The sequence below is a fragment of the Yersinia hibernica genome, from assembly GCF_004124235.1.
GTDB lineage: Bacteria > Pseudomonadota > Gammaproteobacteria > Enterobacterales > Enterobacteriaceae > Yersinia > Yersinia hibernica.
Genome location: NZ_CP032487.1, coordinates 2,052,984 through 2,069,582 on the forward strand (window position 1 = coordinate 2,052,984; position 16,599 = coordinate 2,069,582).

Below are 16,599 nucleotides of genomic sequence, written 5' to 3' on the forward strand. Positions count from 1 at the left end.
AGAAAGCTTACTCTTCGCGAGTGATACCAAAGTGTTTATAAGCATGATGGGTGGCAATGCGCCCGCGGGGAGTCCGCTGGATAAATCCTTGTTGGATCAAATACGGTTCCAGCACATCTTCAATAGTTTCCCGCTCTTCACCAATCGCCGCTGCCAAGTTATCCAACCCCACTGGGCCACCCATAAACTTATCGATAACGGCCAGCAGCAGTTTGCGATCCATAAAATCGAAACCTTCGGCATCGACATTCAGCATATCCAGTGCTTGCATCGCCACATCACCGTTAATCGCACCATCCGCCCTGACCTCAGCGAAGTCGCGCACGCGGCGCAGCAAACGGTTGGTAATTCGTGGAGTTCCTCGCGAACGACGCGCTAACTGGTGCGCCCCTTCAGGGGTTAGCTCCAGACCCAGACATTGCGCGCTGCGCGCCACAATATGTTCTAAATCCGCAACTTGATAAAACTCAAGGCGTTGAACAATACCGAATCGGTCACGTAGTGGGGAGGTCAATGAGCCCGCCCGGGTGGTGGCACCAATCAGGGTAAAAGGTGGTAAATCAAGTTTGATTGAACGTGCCGCCGGGCCTTCACCAATCATGATATCCAGTTGGTAATCTTCCATCGCCGGGTAAAGAATCTCTTCCACCACGGGTGACAGACGGTGGATTTCATCAATAAACAGCACATCGTGGGGTTCGAGGTTGGTGAGCATCGCCGCTAAATCGCCGGCTTTTTCCAACACCGGGCCAGAGGTTGTCCGCAAATTCACGCCCATCTCATTGGCAACAATGTTTGCCAATGTGGTCTTCCCCAGCCCCGGAGGGCCAAATATCAGCACATGATCCAGCGCATCACCCCGCTGTTTCGCCGCCTGAATGAAGATTTCCATTTGCTCGCGGACATGGGGTTGCCCGACATATTCAGCCAATAGTTTCGGGCGGATAGCCCTATCAATACTCTCTTCATCACTGATAATACCCGCAGAGATCAGGCGGTCTGCTTCAATCATCTTCCGTCCCTATTCATTCTATAATGCAGCACGCAAAGCATCACGGATCAGGGTTTCACAATCCGCCCCCGGTTTAGCAATCTTACTCACTAATCGGCTGGCTTCTTGTGGTTTGTACCCTAAAGCCACGAGTGCGGATGCCGCTTCTGCTTCGATATCAGCATCTGATGTTTGTGGAGCACTGGCGGGTAGCTGGATATCACCGGTATTATTGAACAGATCGCCATTTAGACCTTTAAAGCGGTCTTTCATTTCAACAACTAACCGCTCAGCCGTTTTCTTGCCGACCCCCGGTAATTTCACCAACGTGGTGATATCTTCACGTTCTACCGCGGCTACAAATTGTTGTGCCGACATGCCAGAGAGAATAGCCAGTGCCAGCTTGGGCCCCACACCATTAACTTTGATCAACTCACGAAATAGCGCCCGCTCCTGCTTATCATTAAAGCCATAGAGCAATTGAGCATCTTCACGCACCACAAACTGGGTGAAAATAATGGCTTCCTGCCCCAATTCTGGCAGCTCATAAAAACAGGTCATCGGCAATTGGACTTCATAGCCGACGCCGTTTGTTTCCAGCAGCACCAATGGGGGCTGTTTTTCCAGAATGATACCTCTGAGGCGCCCTATCACGTTGACTCTCTCCTCGTTTGCCCACATTAGGCAATAAAACATTAATGGCTGTTTATAACATAAAAAAGGCTGGATGGATATCCAGCCTATCATAACAGTTAACCTGCTCGTATTAAAATGCAAATCACCGGATCCTACCGCGTGCCAACGTCATTTGATCATTGCCCAACCGCACAGTATTTTGACTAAGATGACAATGGGTTATTGCTATCGCCAGGGCATCTGCTGCATCAGCTTGGGGGTTCGCTGGGAGTTTCAGCAGTGAGCGCACCATATGTTGCACCTGACTTTTTTCAGCCGCGCCGGTTCCTACCACAGTCTGCTTAACCTGACGGGCGGCATATTCAGACACCGGTAAATTCAGATTGACCGCCGCGACAATAGCCGCGCCGCGCGCCTGCCCCAGCTTTAATGCCGAATCGGGGTTTTTGGCCATAAAGACTTGTTCTATAGCAAAAAAATCGGGTTGAAATTGTGTGATGATTTCAGTGACACCAGCATAAATCAATTTTAGGCGGGTAGGCATATCGTCAACAACAGTACGAATACAGCCGCTGCCCAGATAGGTGAGCTGACGACCTTGCTGGCGGATAACGCCATAACCGGTGACACGAGAACCGGGATCGATACCTAATACGATCGCCATACCAGTTTATTTACCTTGTTACTGCATTGTTTTAGAAACGAACGTTTTTTATCAGTCACATCGCGTTTATCAATGATGCCGGATAACAACAGCGCCATATCTGCAAAACATATATAGCACCTTAAAAACGCTGGCCACAAAAAGTGGCCAGTAGACACTTAAAGAGTAGATGAATCAAGGCGAAATTACAGTGTTGCCGCCACTTCATCAGAGATTTCACCATTATGGTAAACCTCTTGCACGTCATCAGAATCTTCTAGCATATCAATCAAGCGCAACAATTTTGGCGCTGTTTCAGCATCCAAATCGGCTTTAGTTGATGGGATAAGCGAGACTTCCGCGCCTTCAGCGACCAAACCGGCAGCATCCAATGCATCTTTCACGGCACCCAGAGATTCCCAGGCAGTAAATACATCAATAGCGCCATCATCATAGACGACGATATCATCAGCACCCGCTTCCAATGCCGCATCCATCACTGCATCTTCTTCCAAGCCCGGTGCATAGGAAATAACACCTTTTTTGGTGAATAGATAAGCAACAGACCCATCAGTCCCCAAATTACCACCGGTTTTGGTGAATGCATGGCGGACTTCAGATACAGTACGGTTACGATTATCACTTAAGCATTCGACCATCACCGCCGTGCCGCCTGGGCCATAGCCTTCGTAAATGATGGTTTCCATGTTGTTATCTTCATCACCACCCACACCACGGGCAATCGCGCGGTTCAGGGTGTCGCGCGTCATATTATTAGACAACGCTTTATCGATAGCCGCACGTAACCGGGGGTTCGCACCAGGATCACCACCGCCCAGACGTGCAGCAGTCACTAGCTCACGGATAATTTTAGTAAAAATCTTACCGCGTTTGGCATCCTGTGCCGCTTTGCGGTGTTTTGTGTTGGCCCATTTACTATGACCTGCCATAAATAAGAATCTCCAAAATAGTCTAACTAGACTGAATAAAGAACATACTCTTCAATCGCTTGCTGATTACTCCAGGACTTGGTCAATGCAGCGGCATCCACTGCATCTACCCACTGGTAAGCAAGATGCTCGGTAATCACCACATCCCGCTCCTCAGGCAACGCCAGACAGAACCAATGTTCTTTATTGCGCGTAACACCCGGCGCATAGCGACGGCGCAAATGCACAAAGAGTTCAAATTCTACACAGCGCTGGCAGTCGAACAGCGCTAGGTTTTCACCCAGTATATCTATGCCGACCTCTTCCTTTACTTCGCGCTGCGCAGTTTGCAACGGGGTTTCACCCTCTTCCAGACTGCCGGTGACCGACTGCCAAAAATCAGGATCATCACGCCGTTGCAACATCAGCACCCGACCACTTTTTCTGGCGTAGATAACCGCCAATATTGATTCGGGGCGTTTATAATTCATTACTGATTCTCGGCTTCCGTGCTATCTGTTGCCCCTTTTTTCGCCACCACGCTGATAGACAGCTCTTGCAGTGAAGCAGGATTAGCAAAACTTGGCGCGTCAGTCATCAGACAGGCCGCAGCAGTGGTTTTCGGGAAGGCAATAACATCGCGGATGTTATCTGTACCGGTCAACAACATAACCAGACGGTCCAGACCAAAAGCCAAACCAGCATGTGGCGGGGTGCCGTATTTCAATGCGTCGAGCAGGAAGCCAAATTTCTCGCGCTGTTCGTGTTCATTAATGCCCAGAATCCCAAACACTTGCTGCTGCATTTCCGTGCGGTGAATACGTACCGAACCGCCCCCCACTTCATAGCCGTTGATGACCATATCGTAAGCATTGGCAATAGCCGTGGCCGGTGCCGCCGCTAGCTGCTCCGGGCTCATGTCTTTCGGCGCGGTAAACGGATGATGCATGGCGGTCAGGCCGCCCTCGCTGTCATCTTCGAACATCGGGAAGTCAACAACCCATAGCGGTGCCCAGCGGTTCAATTGAGTCAATTGCAGGTCGCGGCCCACTTTCAAGCGCAGTGCGCCCATGGCGTCAGTGACAACTTTGTCGCTATCTGCGCCAAAGAACAGGATATCGCCGCTCTCAGCCTGAGTGCGCACCAGAATCGCTTCCAGCACTTCTGCACTGAGGAATTTCGCGATAGGGCTTTGCACCCCCTCAATACCGGCGGCGCGGTCATTGACTTTCAACCATGCCAGGCCTTTCGCGCCATAGATGCTGACAAACTGGCCGTACTCATCAATTTGTTTGCGAGTTACCTGCGCGCCACCCGGAACACGCAGTGCTGCAACGCGGCCTTTAGCATCATTAGCCGGGCCAGAAAACACTTTAAACTCAACAGTTTTAACCAGATCCGCGACATCCACCAATTCCAGCGGGTTACGCAGGTCTGGCTTATCGGAACCGTAACGGCGCATGGCTTCAGCAAAGGTCATCACCGGGAAATCGCCCAGTGAAACGCCTTTGGTTTCCTGCCACAACTCACGCACCAGTTTCTCCATCACTTCACGCACTTGGTCGGCGGTCATGAAAGAAGTTTCAACATCTATCTGGGTGAATTCCGGCTGGCGGTCAGCCCGCAAGTCTTCATCACGGAAGCATTTTACAATCTGATAGTAACGGTCAAAACCGGACATCATCAGCAGCTGTTTAAATAACTGCGGTGACTGCGGCAATGCATAAAACTTGCCTTTATGTACCCGGCTTGGCACCAGATAGTCACGCGCCCCTTCCGGGGTCGCTTTGGTCAGCATCGGGGTTTCAATATCCAGGAAACCATGGCTGTCCATAAAGCGGCGGACAAAACTGGTGATTTTCGCACGGGTTTTCAGGCGGTCGGCCATTTCAGGGCGGCGCAGGTCCAGATAACGATATTTCAGACGCTGCTCTTCGCTATTGGTCTGATTAGAGTCCAGCGGCAGCGGTTCAGAGCGGTTGATGATGTTCAGTGCATGGGCAAAGATTTCCACTTCACCGGTAGACATATCTTTATTGATTTGGCTGTCAGGACGCGCGCGCACAGTGCCGGTAATCTGGATACAGAACTCGTTACGCAGTTCAGAGGCTTGTTCGTAAGCGGCTTTATGGTCGGGGTCGAAGAATACCTGAACAATGCCTGCGCGGTCGCGCATATCAATAAAAATCAGGCCACCGAGGTCACGACGACGGTTAACCCAACCACAAAGTGTCACTTCTTGGCCTACATGGGACAGATTCAACTGCCCGCAATACTCAGTACGCATACAATATCCTTTTACTCAGCCGATGCCGCACGCGTTATGCACTGCCCGTGCGGCTGTTTTCTGATGAGCCCTGTTTTGAGCCTCAGCTACTACTGTCTGGTTTACTCTTATTATCTGGTGTGGTCTTACTGCCCGACTTGAAGTCTGCTGCGGGCCAACCGGTGCCTTTCAATTAAAAGCCGGCCGCAGAGTTCAGTTTCGCTAACGCGGGCTGATGATACGCAGGACACTGAACCCTTGGCGCATCGGAAAATTTCTGCACTCGCTCTCATTGAGAATTACAAGCGCTACACGCCCATTTCATCCAAAAAAATCATATAACGGCAAAGGTATTTTGGATTAAAGGGTGTTGAAAAAAGGGAGCCATTATAAAGGAAATTCGTGGCGTAGATAAGAGCGAACGCACAGCTCAGGCACGACAAAATCCCTTTCAGTGATGTTTTAACACATCATTTAACAAAATTATCCCCTCACAGGGACTGGCCGATAACATATCTTGGCATAAACTGGGCAGCATATTGAGTCTGTTATCTGGGCTTTCCCCACCGTTCTCGAGGTATAACGCCATGAAACTTGATGCAAAAACCACCGCATTGGTTCTGATTGACTTGCAACAGGGGATTTTGCCCTTTGCCAAAGGCCCATACAGTGCAGCGCAGGTCATCGCGACCAATGCCAACCTAGCGCAGCAGTTTCGCAAGCTCGCTGCTGCGGTGGTTTTCGTCCGCGTGGGTTGGTCAGATTCATTTGCTGAAGCGCTGAAACAACCGGTTGACCAGCCAAGCCCTAGTCCGGCGGGTGGTTTACCCGCCTCATGGTGGACATTTCCTGACGAACTTGCCGTCGCGGAAAGTGATATTAAAGTGATAAAACATCAGTGGGGGGCGTTTTACGGTACCGATTTGGATTTACAACTACGCCGGCGCGGGATCAAAACCATCGTGTTGGCGGGGATTGCCACCAATATTGGTGTCGAATCCACGGCGCGCGCAGCCTGGGAACACGGCTATGAGCTAGTGATTGCCGAAGATGGTTGCAGCACCGCAAGTGCCGAAATGCAGCAATTCGCGATGAAAAACATCTTCCCACGGATATCTCGGGTGCGCAGTAGCGCAGAGATTCTTGCCGCCCTTAGCGAGTCACGATAAATTCTGCCGCGAGAATTGAGGTCACAGCCAGACTGCAAATGAATGCATCCCGATGAGCTGATCTCAGTCAGTGATTCGGGGCGTGAATGCGGCCAATAGCGCTATCGCATCAAATAAGCAGGGTAAAAAATGTATATTGGACTGCCGCAATGGCAACACCCAACCTGGAACAAGTTGGGTATCAAGGACTTGGCTGATTACAGTCGCCACTTTAACTGTGTTGAAGGGAATACCACTTTCTATGCCCTACCCCGGCTAGAAATAGTACAGCGCTGGCGCGATATGACCCCCGAAACATTTCGCTTCTGTTTTAAATTCCCGGCCACTATCAGTCATCAAGCCGCCCTGCGCGACTGTGATAAAGACCTACAGGCTTTTTATCAATGCCTCGCCCCTCTGCATGACCGTATTGGCCAATTATGGCTACAGTTACCAGCCGCCTTTGGGCCAAATGAGCTGAACCACTTATGGCAATTTATTGATAAATTACCGGCAGGTTTTCATTATGGCGTGGAAGTCCGCCACCCGGCGTTTTTTGCCAAAGGTGAGGCTGAGCGCGCACTCAATCAGGGCTTACACCGGCGCGCCGTCAATCGTGTGATGCTCGATAGCCGCCCGATTCATGCAGCCAAGCCTCTCACCGCCGCGGTTCGTGATGCGCAAAGTAAGAAACCGCGCCTGCCAGTCCATGCCATCGTCACCGGCAGTCAGCCATTTGTGCGCTTTATCGGCGGCGACCAATTAGCGGATAATTTAGCGCTGTTTTCGCCCTGGTTACACAAGCTACCGCTGTGGGAGCAACAATATCAACCCTATGTTTTCATTCACACACCAGATAACAGTGACTCACCACAGCAGGCACAAAAAATTTGGCAACAATTAGCCGCCGTTATTCCTGCCTTACCCCCGCCGCCTGATTGGCCGGAGCAAGACGCGCTGTTTTAATCTTATTTGGGCATTTTTCACTCGAATACATTGTTGCCCGTCAGCAAGAGTTCCGACTTTTCGCAAGCTCATCTTTCCAAACACTAAACTGAGTGCGAAGAAATGTGATTCCCACCATTTTTCTAGCGACAGTAACCGATCCGGCGGTTATCATTATTGAGCCAGTCTATGGTTGGGCAATGGAGTTGAAAATGGTTAGCTCGCTTTATGTCGTGTTGGGCGCACTGTTATTGATCAAGCTTTCATTTGATGTGGTTAAATTGAGAAATCAGTACCGAGTCGCTTACGGCGACGGGGGTTTTTATGAATTACAAACCGCCATCCGCGTACATGGTAACGCCGTAGAATACATTCCTATTGCTGTCATTTTACTCATTATGATGGAAATGAACGGTGCTGAGACGTGGATGATCCACATTTGTGGCTTGATGCTGATAGTTGGCCGCCTACTGCATTACTATGGTCTTCGCCATCGCGAAATTCGCTGGCGCCGCTCGGGAATGAGCGCCACCTATGTTTCTTTGGTTTTGATGATTATTGCTAATATTTACTATTTGCCTTGGGATCAGATTTTCAGTCTGACCTGATAGGCCAGTTTGTGTTGTTTGACGATTTCTGTCAGCCAAACGGCCGGAACACTGTTTGTCCGGGCGGTTAACCACCGCCTTCATGCTTCGCTATCTGCCGTTCGCACGCGCTTTATCGCGCTTATCTATTCTGTTTTCTGTTATAATACGCAGCTTAAATTTCTTGTTCCTTTCATTTCTGACTGAATGCCAATGACCGTCATGCCAAATCGCGACTCTCAATCTCTAAATAATGCGCAGCCCGCCCAATCAAAGGCGGTAGCACCACAGCGTGATAGCCTGTTTGCTGCCCCTATTGCCCAATTAGGGGACTGGACTTTTGACGAAAAAGTCGCTGAAGTTTTTCCTGATATGATCCAGCGTTCGGTGCCCGGTTATTCCAACATCATCTCAATGATAGGAATGTTGGCGGAACGTTTTGTGCAACCCAATAGCCAGATTTACGATCTGGGCTGCTCGCTCGGTGCCGCAACACTGTCAATGCGCCGTAATATTAAAGCTGAAGGCTGCAAAATCATTGCCGTGGATAACTCGCCGGCCATGGTTGAACGCTGCCGCCGTCATATCGATGCTTTCCGTGCCGACACGCCGGTGGAGGTGGTGGAATCTGATATTTTAGATATCCAACTCGAAAATGCCTCCATGGTGGTGCTCAATTTCACCTTGCAATTTCTTGAACCCGCCGACCGCCAGCGCCTGCTTAATCAGGTATATCAGGGGTTGCGTCCGGGGGGGGCCTTAGTGTTATCGGAGAAATTCAACTTTGAAGATAATAACGTTGGCGAATTACTCTTCAATATGCACCACGATTTTAAGCGCGCAAATGGATACAGCGAGCTAGAAATTAGCCAGAAGCGCAGCATGCTGGAGAATGTCATGTTGACTGATTCGGTTGAAACGCATAAAAACCGCCTGCGTCAGGCCGGTTTTGAGCATGCCGAAGTCTGGTTTCAATGTTTTAATTTTGGTTCGCTAATTGCCCTGAAAGCGGGAGAGGCTCAATGATTGAATTTGGCGATTTTTACCGGCTCATTGCCAAAGGCCCGTTAAGCCCATGGTTAGATACCCTGCCCGCGCAACTCAGTGCCTGGCAGCGCGAATCCTTACACGGTAAGTTTAAAACCTGGTTCAATGCCGTTGAACATTTGCCGCAACTCACGCCAACATCACTAGAGTTACGCGATGGCGTACGGGCAGAAATGTCCCCACCGATCAGTGCCGGTCAGCGTGAGGGCATGGAAAATATGTTGCGCGCCCTAATGCCATGGCGCAAAGGCCCTTTTTCGTTATATGGCTTAGATATTGATACCGAGTGGCGCTCCGACTGGAAATGGCAGCGGGTATTGCCGCATATTAGCCCACTTGCGGGCCGCACGATTCTTGATGTCGGCTGCGGCAGCGGATATCACCTATGGCGCATGATTGGCGAGGGCGCTCATCTGGCAGTGGGCATCGACCCGATGCAGCTATTTTTATGCCAGTTTGAAGCTATTCGCAAGTTGCTAGGGGGTGACCAACGCGCCCATGTACTGCCGCTGGGTATCGAGCAACTGCCAGAACTGGCCGCCTTTGATACTGTATTTTCGATGGGCGTGCTGTATCACCGGCGCTCACCATTGGACCACCTCTATCAGCTCAAAAATCAGCTGGTCAATGAGGGGGAACTGGTACTTGAAACTTTAGTGGTCGAGGGTGATAGCCAGCAAGTATTGGTGCCCGGCGATCGTTATGCCCAGATGCGGAATGTCTATTTTATTCCGTCAGCCCCGGCGCTAAAAGCCTGGTTAGAAAAATGCGGTTTTGTTGATGTCAGCATTGCCGATATGGCCGTGACCACCACGGATGAACAGCGCCGTACCGACTGGATGACCAGCGAGTCATTGGCTGAATTTCTCGACCCCAATGACCCCAGTAGCACGGTTGAGGGTTATCCGGCCCCCCTCAGAGCCGTATTGATTGCCCGTAAACCATAAAAAAAATCCCGGTCTGAATGGCTGGGATTTTAATAATATCATTATGTTAACAATATATAGGCTACGCGGATTGAGAGAGCGGCGCGCCCATTACCAACAAACTTTTCATTGCTTCAACCACCTCACCATCCACACAATAATGAGCAAATTCATCCACATCACTGTCGGCACACATGGTCACGCCAGCTTTGCGGTATTTCATGGTTGAAAGCACCGTTCGGCCCGCAGAGCTATGAAGCTCACGGATCCCGGCATCAATAAATTTCTGCATATTGGTCAAACGCACCCCAGCCCCGGCCATAATAATCGGCCCTTGCCCCTGAGTTGCCGCCACTAAATCTTTCAATAATGCCAATCCCAGCTCAGCATTCTGCTGCTGACCCGAGGTTAAAATCCGCGCCACATTCAGGTCAGCCAATTGCTGTAAGGCAACCATCGGGTTCTGACACATATCAAATGCGCGATGGAAAGTGACAGCCAATGGGCCGCTGATAGCCATGATTTCGCGCATCCGCGGCATATCAATGTGACCATCGATATCCAACACCCCCACCACCACTCCCGCAAAACCCATATCACGGATGCGGGCAATATCATTTTTAATGATCGCGAAATCATTATGGCTGTAACAAAAATCGCCACCGCGTGGGCGGACAATGGGGTGAACCGGAATGGTCACTGTTTCTCTGGCTTGCATTAATGCACCGATACTCGGCGTAAGCCCGCCCTCGGACTGACCGCAGCATAATTCAATCCGGTCGGCTCCTGCCTTTTCTGCTATCTGCGCACAATCGACGCTATAGCAACAAATTTCCAATTTAGTCATTCTCTCCCCCCGTTTGACGGATGCCACTGCGGCAGTTATACCCTTGGCTCTTGATGTTGCAGCGACGTTAACAGCACGCACTTATCCAAACCACTGACCTAATTCAGTTCTCTAGGACGGGTGGACTGGCCAACGCGCGACCACATCAATAGCGTTGAATATATAGACCCAAATTATTTTTGAGCATATAAGTGAAAATTAAATAATTCTGCTGTTAATAAATAAAATGCCGAATAACGTTCTCGAGCTAAAAAAAATTGAATCGAACGCACCAAAGCATTCACTATGGCACTCATTTTGAATCTATGAGTAGATGTCAGTCACAGTGATAACGATAAGTGATAGTCGGTATTGAAATAAATAACCCAAATACGTTAGTCATCACGCTCGCTGGCCACAATTTGTCGCAAAGTGTAAGGGTGAAATTTAAGGGTTATTTCGCCATCACTGACCGCCAAGGTCGGATTAGCCAAGCGCTCATGTTGCCCATGTGGAGAGCTGAACTTAGTGGTCACCCCAGCTGGCAATGTTGCAGGCAATAAGGCACGGGCGCGCTGCATCAGGGTTTGCGGGTCTCCGGGCAGAACCAGTTCAATGTGCTCCCATCCTTCATGTGGATAATGTGTTTTTCCGGGATAAGGTAATTCGATGCAGTCTATCTCCCATGGCCCCACCACCAGTGCAGGTGTTAAATCGAACAGGCAAATTGGCCGGCCATTAATAAATGTTTCGGACAGCAAATGACCACATTGTTGTAGCCCACGACGCCAACGTTGCGCAGTTTCAGTTTGATGACAACGCAATGAAATATGATCGGCACTGAATTGGGTTAAATCCAAATTTAATTTAGCCGCGAAAATAACCAGCTTTTGTTCAAAGCGCGGCAAGTCTGTTAATAAGTCCAGTAATTCGGTGATATTTTTCAGGCGGCACATTTATCCTCCGAGCAAACGGTTATTTCGGGCATTAAAGCGACCATAATCTACAGTTATTAGTGTCAATCGGCCATAATTAATCTAACTGTTTTATGTTGCCATCACGACCATTGCTAATAAAATAATCCGTTGATTCATTTGCAACAGTAACCACGGGCCGAATGCTGACGGCGCGGGGCAAATATGATATAAATCCTGCCATCTTGTGACTCATGCTCAGCCAAAACAGCCTGGTGCTTATGCGCGGTAGTTTTTTGGCCCTGTTTGAATTAACTGGCACAGAGATGCTCGTGTGCGTCACTCATGTGTTTTTCGTGCGTAATTAAGGTAACCCGGTGAATATTCAGGCTCTTCTCTCAGATAAAGTCAGCCAGGCGCTGATTGCAGCAGGTGCTCCAGCAGGAAGCGAACCTCAGGTTCGCCAATCTGCCAAAGCTCAATTTGGCGATTATCAAGCTAACGGCGTCATGGCCATAGCCAAAAAACTTGGCATGCAACCCAGGCAACTGGCAGAAAAAGTCATTGAACAGCTTGAGCTTGACGGTATTGCTAGCAAAGTAGAAATTGCCGGCCCCGGTTTTATTAATATTTTCCTTGATAGCCAATGGGTTGCCAGTAAAGTTGAAGAAGCGCTGAAAGCCCCTAAATTGGGCGTGCAGCCGGTTGAGCCACAAACCATCGTCATTGACTACTCCGCACCTAACGTCGCAAAGCAAATGCACGTCGGCCACTTGCGTTCGACCATCATCGGTGATGCCGCGGCACGGACCTTAGAATTCTTAGGCCACCATGTTATTCGCGCCAACCACGTCGGCGACTGGGGCACCCAGTTTGGTATGCTGATCGCCTACCTGGAAAAAATGCAAAACGAAAATGCCAGCGACATGGGCTTATCGGATTTGGAGCTTTTCTATCAGCAAGCCAAGAAAACCTATGATGAAGATGAAGAATTTGCCCAACGCGCCCGCGCTTATGTCGTGAAATTACAAAGCGGTGATGAATATTGCCGTCAGATGTGGCGCAAATTGGTGGATATCACCATGGCGCAAAACCAGATTGCATACGACCGCCTGAATGTGACACTGACCAAAGACGACGTGATGGGTGAAAGCCTGTATAACGCCATGTTGCCAGGGATTGTGGCTGACCTGAAAGCCAAAGGGCTGGCCGTTGAAAGTGATGGCGCGACGGTGGTCTATCTCGACGAATACAAAAATAAAGATGGTGAACCCATGGGCGTCATCATCCAGAAAAAGGATGGCGGCTATCTCTACACCACCACTGACATCGCCTGTGCCAAATACCGCTATGAAACCTTGGGCGCAGACCGCGTGCTGTATTACATCGATAGCCGTCAACACCAGCATCTGATGCAGGCTTGGACTATCGTGCGCAAAGCTGGCTATGTCCCTGAATCGGTACCACTAGAGCACCATATGTTCGGCATGATGCTGGGCAAAGATGGCAAGCCCTTTAAGACCCGCTCGGGCGGCACGGTAAAACTGTCTGATTTGCTGGATGAAGCAATTGAACGCGCCGGTAAATTGATTGCCGAGAAGAACCCCGACATGCCCGCGGATGAGCTTAAACAAGTGGTTGAAGCCGTGGGTATTGGTGCGGTGAAATATGCAGATTTGTCGAAAAGCCGCACCACCGACTATATCTTCGACTGGGACAATATGCTGGCACTGGATGGCAATACGGCACCGTATATGCAATATGCTTATACCCGGGTGGTTTCCGTATTTAAGCGCGCAGGAATCGATGAAAATAGTCTGACACTGCCACTGGTCTTGACGCAAGAGCGCGAAGCGGCACTTGCAACCCGCCTGTTGCAGTTCGAAGAAGTCATCACCAGCGTGGCCCGCGAGGGGACACCGCACGTGATGTGCTCGTATCTGTATGACTTGGCCGGCCTGTTCTCCAGCTTCTATGAGCATTGCCCTATTCTCAATGCTGAGAGTGAGCAGAGCCGCCAGAGCCGCCTGAAATTGGCCATGCTGACTGCTAAAACCCTGAAACAAGGGCTGGATACCTTAGGTATTCAAACGGTTGAGCGCATGTAGTTTTTATTGGCAGCAAAAAGGCCCCGCGGGGCCTTTTTTATTGCTGAAAATCAGTTCGTGCGGCGGGCAAAATCACGTAATTTAAAGCCAAGTAAGCTGAGTGCCGCAAAATAGGCAATCACTCCAGCAACTACCACGCCAGCAAGCCGTAGCAGGCGATAAGCCATACCGCCAACATCCCAAGCGGGCATCACCCACAACATCCCCAGCAACACCACGGACATCACCACCACCCCAATGACTAATTTAGTGAGAAATATCGCCCACCCCGGCTGTGGTTGGAAAATGTCTTGCTTACGTAATTGCCAATATAACAAGCTAGCATTCAGGCAAGCCCCTAAACCAATCGACAGTGATAAACCGGCATGTTTAAGTGGCCCAATGAAGATCAAGTTCATTATCTGGGTGATTATCAGCGTAATAATGGCGATTTTAACCGGGGTTTTAATGTTTTGACGTGAGTAAAACCCAGGGGCCAGCACTTTCACCACGATGAGCCCCATTAAACCGACGGAATAGGCCACCAGCGCCCGTTGCGTCATCATGGCATCAAAGGCGCTAAATTTGCCGTATTGGAATAACGAAACCACCAAAGGTTTGGCTAAAATGCCCAAGGCCACAGCACTTGGCAACGCCAGTAAGAAACAGAGCCGCAGCCCCCAATCCATCAATTTCGAGTATTCATCATGGTTACCGCTGGAGAAACTCTTTGCCAATGACGGTAACAAGATAGTGCCTAAGGCCACCCCGAGAACACCGGATGGAAACTCCATCAAGCGGTCAGCATAATACATCCACGACACGGAACCGGAGACTAGGAATGATGCAAAAATAGTATTGATAATCAGCGATATTTGGCTAACGGATACCCCGAGGATCGCCGGCCCCATTTGGCGCATAACCCGCCAGACCCCAGCATCATGCAGGGATAAGCGCGGTAACACCAACATGCCTATCTTTTTCAGATGCGGAAGCTGATAGCCCAATTGCAGCACACCGCCGACGACGACAGCCCAAGCCAGCGCCATCACCGGGGGGTTAAAATAAGGGGCGGCGAATAGCGCAAAACCTATCATGCTGATGTTCAAAAAAGTCGGAGCAAAGGCCGGAATAGAGAAACGGTTCCAAGTATTAAGAACCGCACCCACCATCGATGCCAACGAAATCAGCAAGATATAAGGGAAAGTTACCCGCAGTAATGCGGAAGTGAGTGCAAACTTGTCGGGTGTGTCAGTGAAGCCGGGCGCAGTAATAAAAATCACCCAAGGGGCAGCCAACATCCCCAATAGCGTGACCACCGCCAGAATCAGAGTTAATAAGCCGGAAACATACGCCACAAATGTTCGGGTTGCTTCCTCACCTTGCTGGCTTTTATATTCGGCCAGAATCGGCACAAAAGCCTGTGAAAATGCCCCTTCAGCAAAGATACGCCGCAATAAATTTGGTAATTTGAATGCCACAAAAAAGGCATCCGTTGCCATACCTGCGCCAAAAACCCGCGCCACAATCGCATCACGCGCAAAACCCAACACGCGGGAAAACATCGTCATAGAACTGACAGCAGCCAGTGATTTCAGTAAATTCATAGGTTTTTCTAATGGACTTGGATGACAAAACTGGCGCTAGTCTACGTAATCAATGCCGAATAGCCACTGATAGATGTAACAAATTAATGGCCAGTTATTATTTACGCTTATATTGCTATGGTTGCAAAATGCGCTCAATCATCCGTTGGGCATAAATAGCATGCTCACCAGAGATTTGCGGCGCGGTTTGATTACTGATTGCGGTAATAAAGTGATGAACTGCGCCACTAAATCCCCGCTGTTCCAATGTGGTTTGCCAACCCGGTGCGGGGAGACTTATCACCTGCCCCTCTGACTCCTGCTGCCACTGGCGCATATCGGTAATCTGGTAGCAAGCTCCGGGGCTAACGGCTTGTATACTTTCGCGCTGAGTGCCGGCGTCGCGGTGCATACTGGTGGTTATCTGGCAATCACCCGCCTGGAAATGGTGTTCAGCATAGAGCATTTGCCCCTGCGCATTGGCTTGTATCGCACCGCTCATCAGCTGTGCTGCATCCCCTCCGAGCCACAGTGCGGTGTCCACCACATGCAGATAATCATCAAGCAGCGTAAAACGAACATCATATGGCCCAACCCCATTCTGGCGATGTTTTTCCATACGCAGGGAAGCCGGTTGAATCATTTTTTGCTTAAGCTGCTGATACAAAGGCGCAAAACGGCGATTAAAACCCACCATAAGAGCCAAGCGCTGTTTCGCAGCCAAGGCGATTAATTGCTCAGATTGCGCGATGGTCTCAGCGAGCGGTTTATCCACATAAACATGGACACCGGCTTGCAGTAACTCACTGACCACCTGAAAATGGCTGGCAGTGCTGCTGTGAACAAAAATGGCGTCACATTGCGCAGCTAAGCTATCCAGCCGTGAGAAATAACGCATGCGGTAGCTGTCGCACACCGGTTGTGCTTTTAGCTGATTAGGGGAAAACGCCCCCACCAGCTGCCAGTCCATCTCTTGAGTCAAGATGGGTAAATAAGCCTTTTGCGCAATGCCGCCCAGACCCACAATGCCGACGCGCAGTTTTTTATCACCCCCGAGCTTTTTCATAA

General features: G+C 50.0%; 16 protein-coding genes. 6 read left to right on the plus strand and 10 right to left on the minus strand.

The features are described 5' to 3' along the window. Positions 1–7: 7 nt before the first annotated feature. The 6 genes from ruvB to aspS form a co-directional block, all read right to left on the minus strand. Positions 8–1,012: a Holliday junction branch migration DNA helicase RuvB gene (gene ruvB, locus D5F51_RS09630; protein ID WP_025378086.1), complete on the minus strand. Its 1,005-nt coding sequence runs from the start codon at positions 1,010–1,012 to the stop codon at positions 8–10. 18 nt (positions 1,013–1,030) lie between these two features. After that, positions 1,031–1,645 (minus strand): Holliday junction branch migration protein RuvA, encoded by a 615-nt coding sequence (gene ruvA, locus D5F51_RS09635; protein WP_025378085.1) that lies wholly within the window; start codon positions 1,643–1,645, stop codon positions 1,031–1,033. A gap of 124 nt (positions 1,646–1,769) precedes the next feature. Next, positions 1,770–2,291, minus strand: a complete 522-nt coding sequence (gene ruvC, locus D5F51_RS09640; protein ID WP_087768774.1) for a crossover junction endodeoxyribonuclease RuvC — start codon at positions 2,289–2,291, stop codon at positions 1,770–1,772. Between the two features lie 185 nt (positions 2,292–2,476). After that, positions 2,477–3,220, minus strand: a complete 744-nt coding sequence (locus D5F51_RS09645; RefSeq protein WP_025378084.1) for a YebC/PmpR family DNA-binding transcriptional regulator — start codon at positions 3,218–3,220, stop codon at positions 2,477–2,479. Between the two features lie 26 nt (positions 3,221–3,246). Beyond that, positions 3,247–3,690, minus strand: coding sequence for a dihydroneopterin triphosphate diphosphatase (gene nudB, locus D5F51_RS09650; RefSeq protein WP_129196388.1), 444 nt, complete (start codon positions 3,688–3,690; stop codon positions 3,247–3,249). Next, positions 3,690–5,486: an aspartate--tRNA ligase gene (gene aspS, locus D5F51_RS09655; RefSeq protein WP_129196390.1), complete on the minus strand. Its 1,797-nt coding sequence runs from the start codon at positions 5,484–5,486 to the stop codon at positions 3,690–3,692. Before aspS ends, nudB begins: the two co-directional genes overlap by 1 nt. A gap of 566 nt (positions 5,487–6,052) precedes the next feature. On the opposite strand from aspS, the gene D5F51_RS09665 reads away from it, so the two are divergent. From D5F51_RS09665 to cmoB, 5 genes are all read left to right on the plus strand, one after another. Further along, positions 6,053–6,634, plus strand: a complete 582-nt coding sequence (locus tag D5F51_RS09665) for a hydrolase (protein WP_025378082.1) — start codon at positions 6,053–6,055, stop codon at positions 6,632–6,634. Positions 6,635–6,763: 129 nt separating this feature from the next. Next, complete coding sequence (locus tag D5F51_RS09670; RefSeq protein ID WP_129196392.1) at positions 6,764–7,579, plus strand: DUF72 domain-containing protein; 816 nt, start codon at positions 6,764–6,766, stop codon at positions 7,577–7,579. A 191-nt stretch (positions 7,580–7,770) separates the two neighbouring features. Beyond that, positions 7,771–8,166 (plus strand): MAPEG family protein, encoded by a 396-nt coding sequence (locus D5F51_RS09675; RefSeq protein ID WP_025378080.1) that lies wholly within the window; start codon positions 7,771–7,773, stop codon positions 8,164–8,166. A gap of 201 nt (positions 8,167–8,367) precedes the next feature. Beyond that, positions 8,368–9,171 carry a carboxy-S-adenosyl-L-methionine synthase CmoA gene (gene cmoA / locus D5F51_RS09680; protein ID WP_129196394.1) on the plus strand — a complete coding sequence of 268 codons (804 nt, stop codon included), beginning with the start codon at positions 8,368–8,370 and terminating at the stop codon, positions 9,169–9,171. Next, entirely contained in the window at positions 9,168–10,139 is a 972-nt protein-coding gene (gene cmoB / locus D5F51_RS09685; RefSeq protein ID WP_087768772.1) for a tRNA 5-methoxyuridine(34)/uridine 5-oxyacetic acid(34) synthase CmoB, read from the plus strand. The genes cmoA and cmoB overlap by 4 nt, the downstream gene beginning before the upstream one ends. A 61-nt stretch (positions 10,140–10,200) precedes the next feature. Here the strand turns inward: cmoB and cutC are convergent, their stop codons facing one another. Then, the gene (gene cutC / locus D5F51_RS09690; RefSeq protein WP_129196396.1) at positions 10,201–10,965 is read right to left on the minus strand and encodes a copper homeostasis protein CutC; all 765 of its coding nucleotides are present in this window, start codon (positions 10,963–10,965) and stop codon (positions 10,201–10,203) included. Between the two features lie 374 nt (positions 10,966–11,339). Further along, positions 11,340–11,900 carry a VOC family protein gene (locus D5F51_RS09695; protein ID WP_025378075.1) on the minus strand — a complete coding sequence of 187 codons (561 nt, stop codon included), beginning with the start codon at positions 11,898–11,900 and terminating at the stop codon, positions 11,340–11,342. A gap of 335 nt (positions 11,901–12,235) precedes the next feature. Here D5F51_RS09695 and argS point away from each other — a divergent pair, with 335 nt between their 5' ends. Then, positions 12,236–13,966, plus strand: a complete 1,731-nt coding sequence (gene argS, locus D5F51_RS09700) for an arginine--tRNA ligase (RefSeq protein WP_129196398.1) — start codon at positions 12,236–12,238, stop codon at positions 13,964–13,966. A gap of 50 nt (positions 13,967–14,016) precedes the next feature. Here the strand turns inward: argS and murJ are convergent, their stop codons facing one another. Then, positions 14,017–15,552 (minus strand): murein biosynthesis integral membrane protein MurJ, encoded by a 1,536-nt coding sequence (gene murJ, locus D5F51_RS09705; protein ID WP_129196400.1) that lies wholly within the window; start codon positions 15,550–15,552, stop codon positions 14,017–14,019. A 115-nt stretch (positions 15,553–15,667) separates the two neighbouring features. Further along, positions 15,668–16,597: a Gfo/Idh/MocA family protein gene (locus D5F51_RS09710; protein WP_129196402.1), complete on the minus strand. Its 930-nt coding sequence runs from the start codon at positions 16,595–16,597 to the stop codon at positions 15,668–15,670. Between the last annotated feature and the right edge of the window lie 2 nt (positions 16,598–16,599).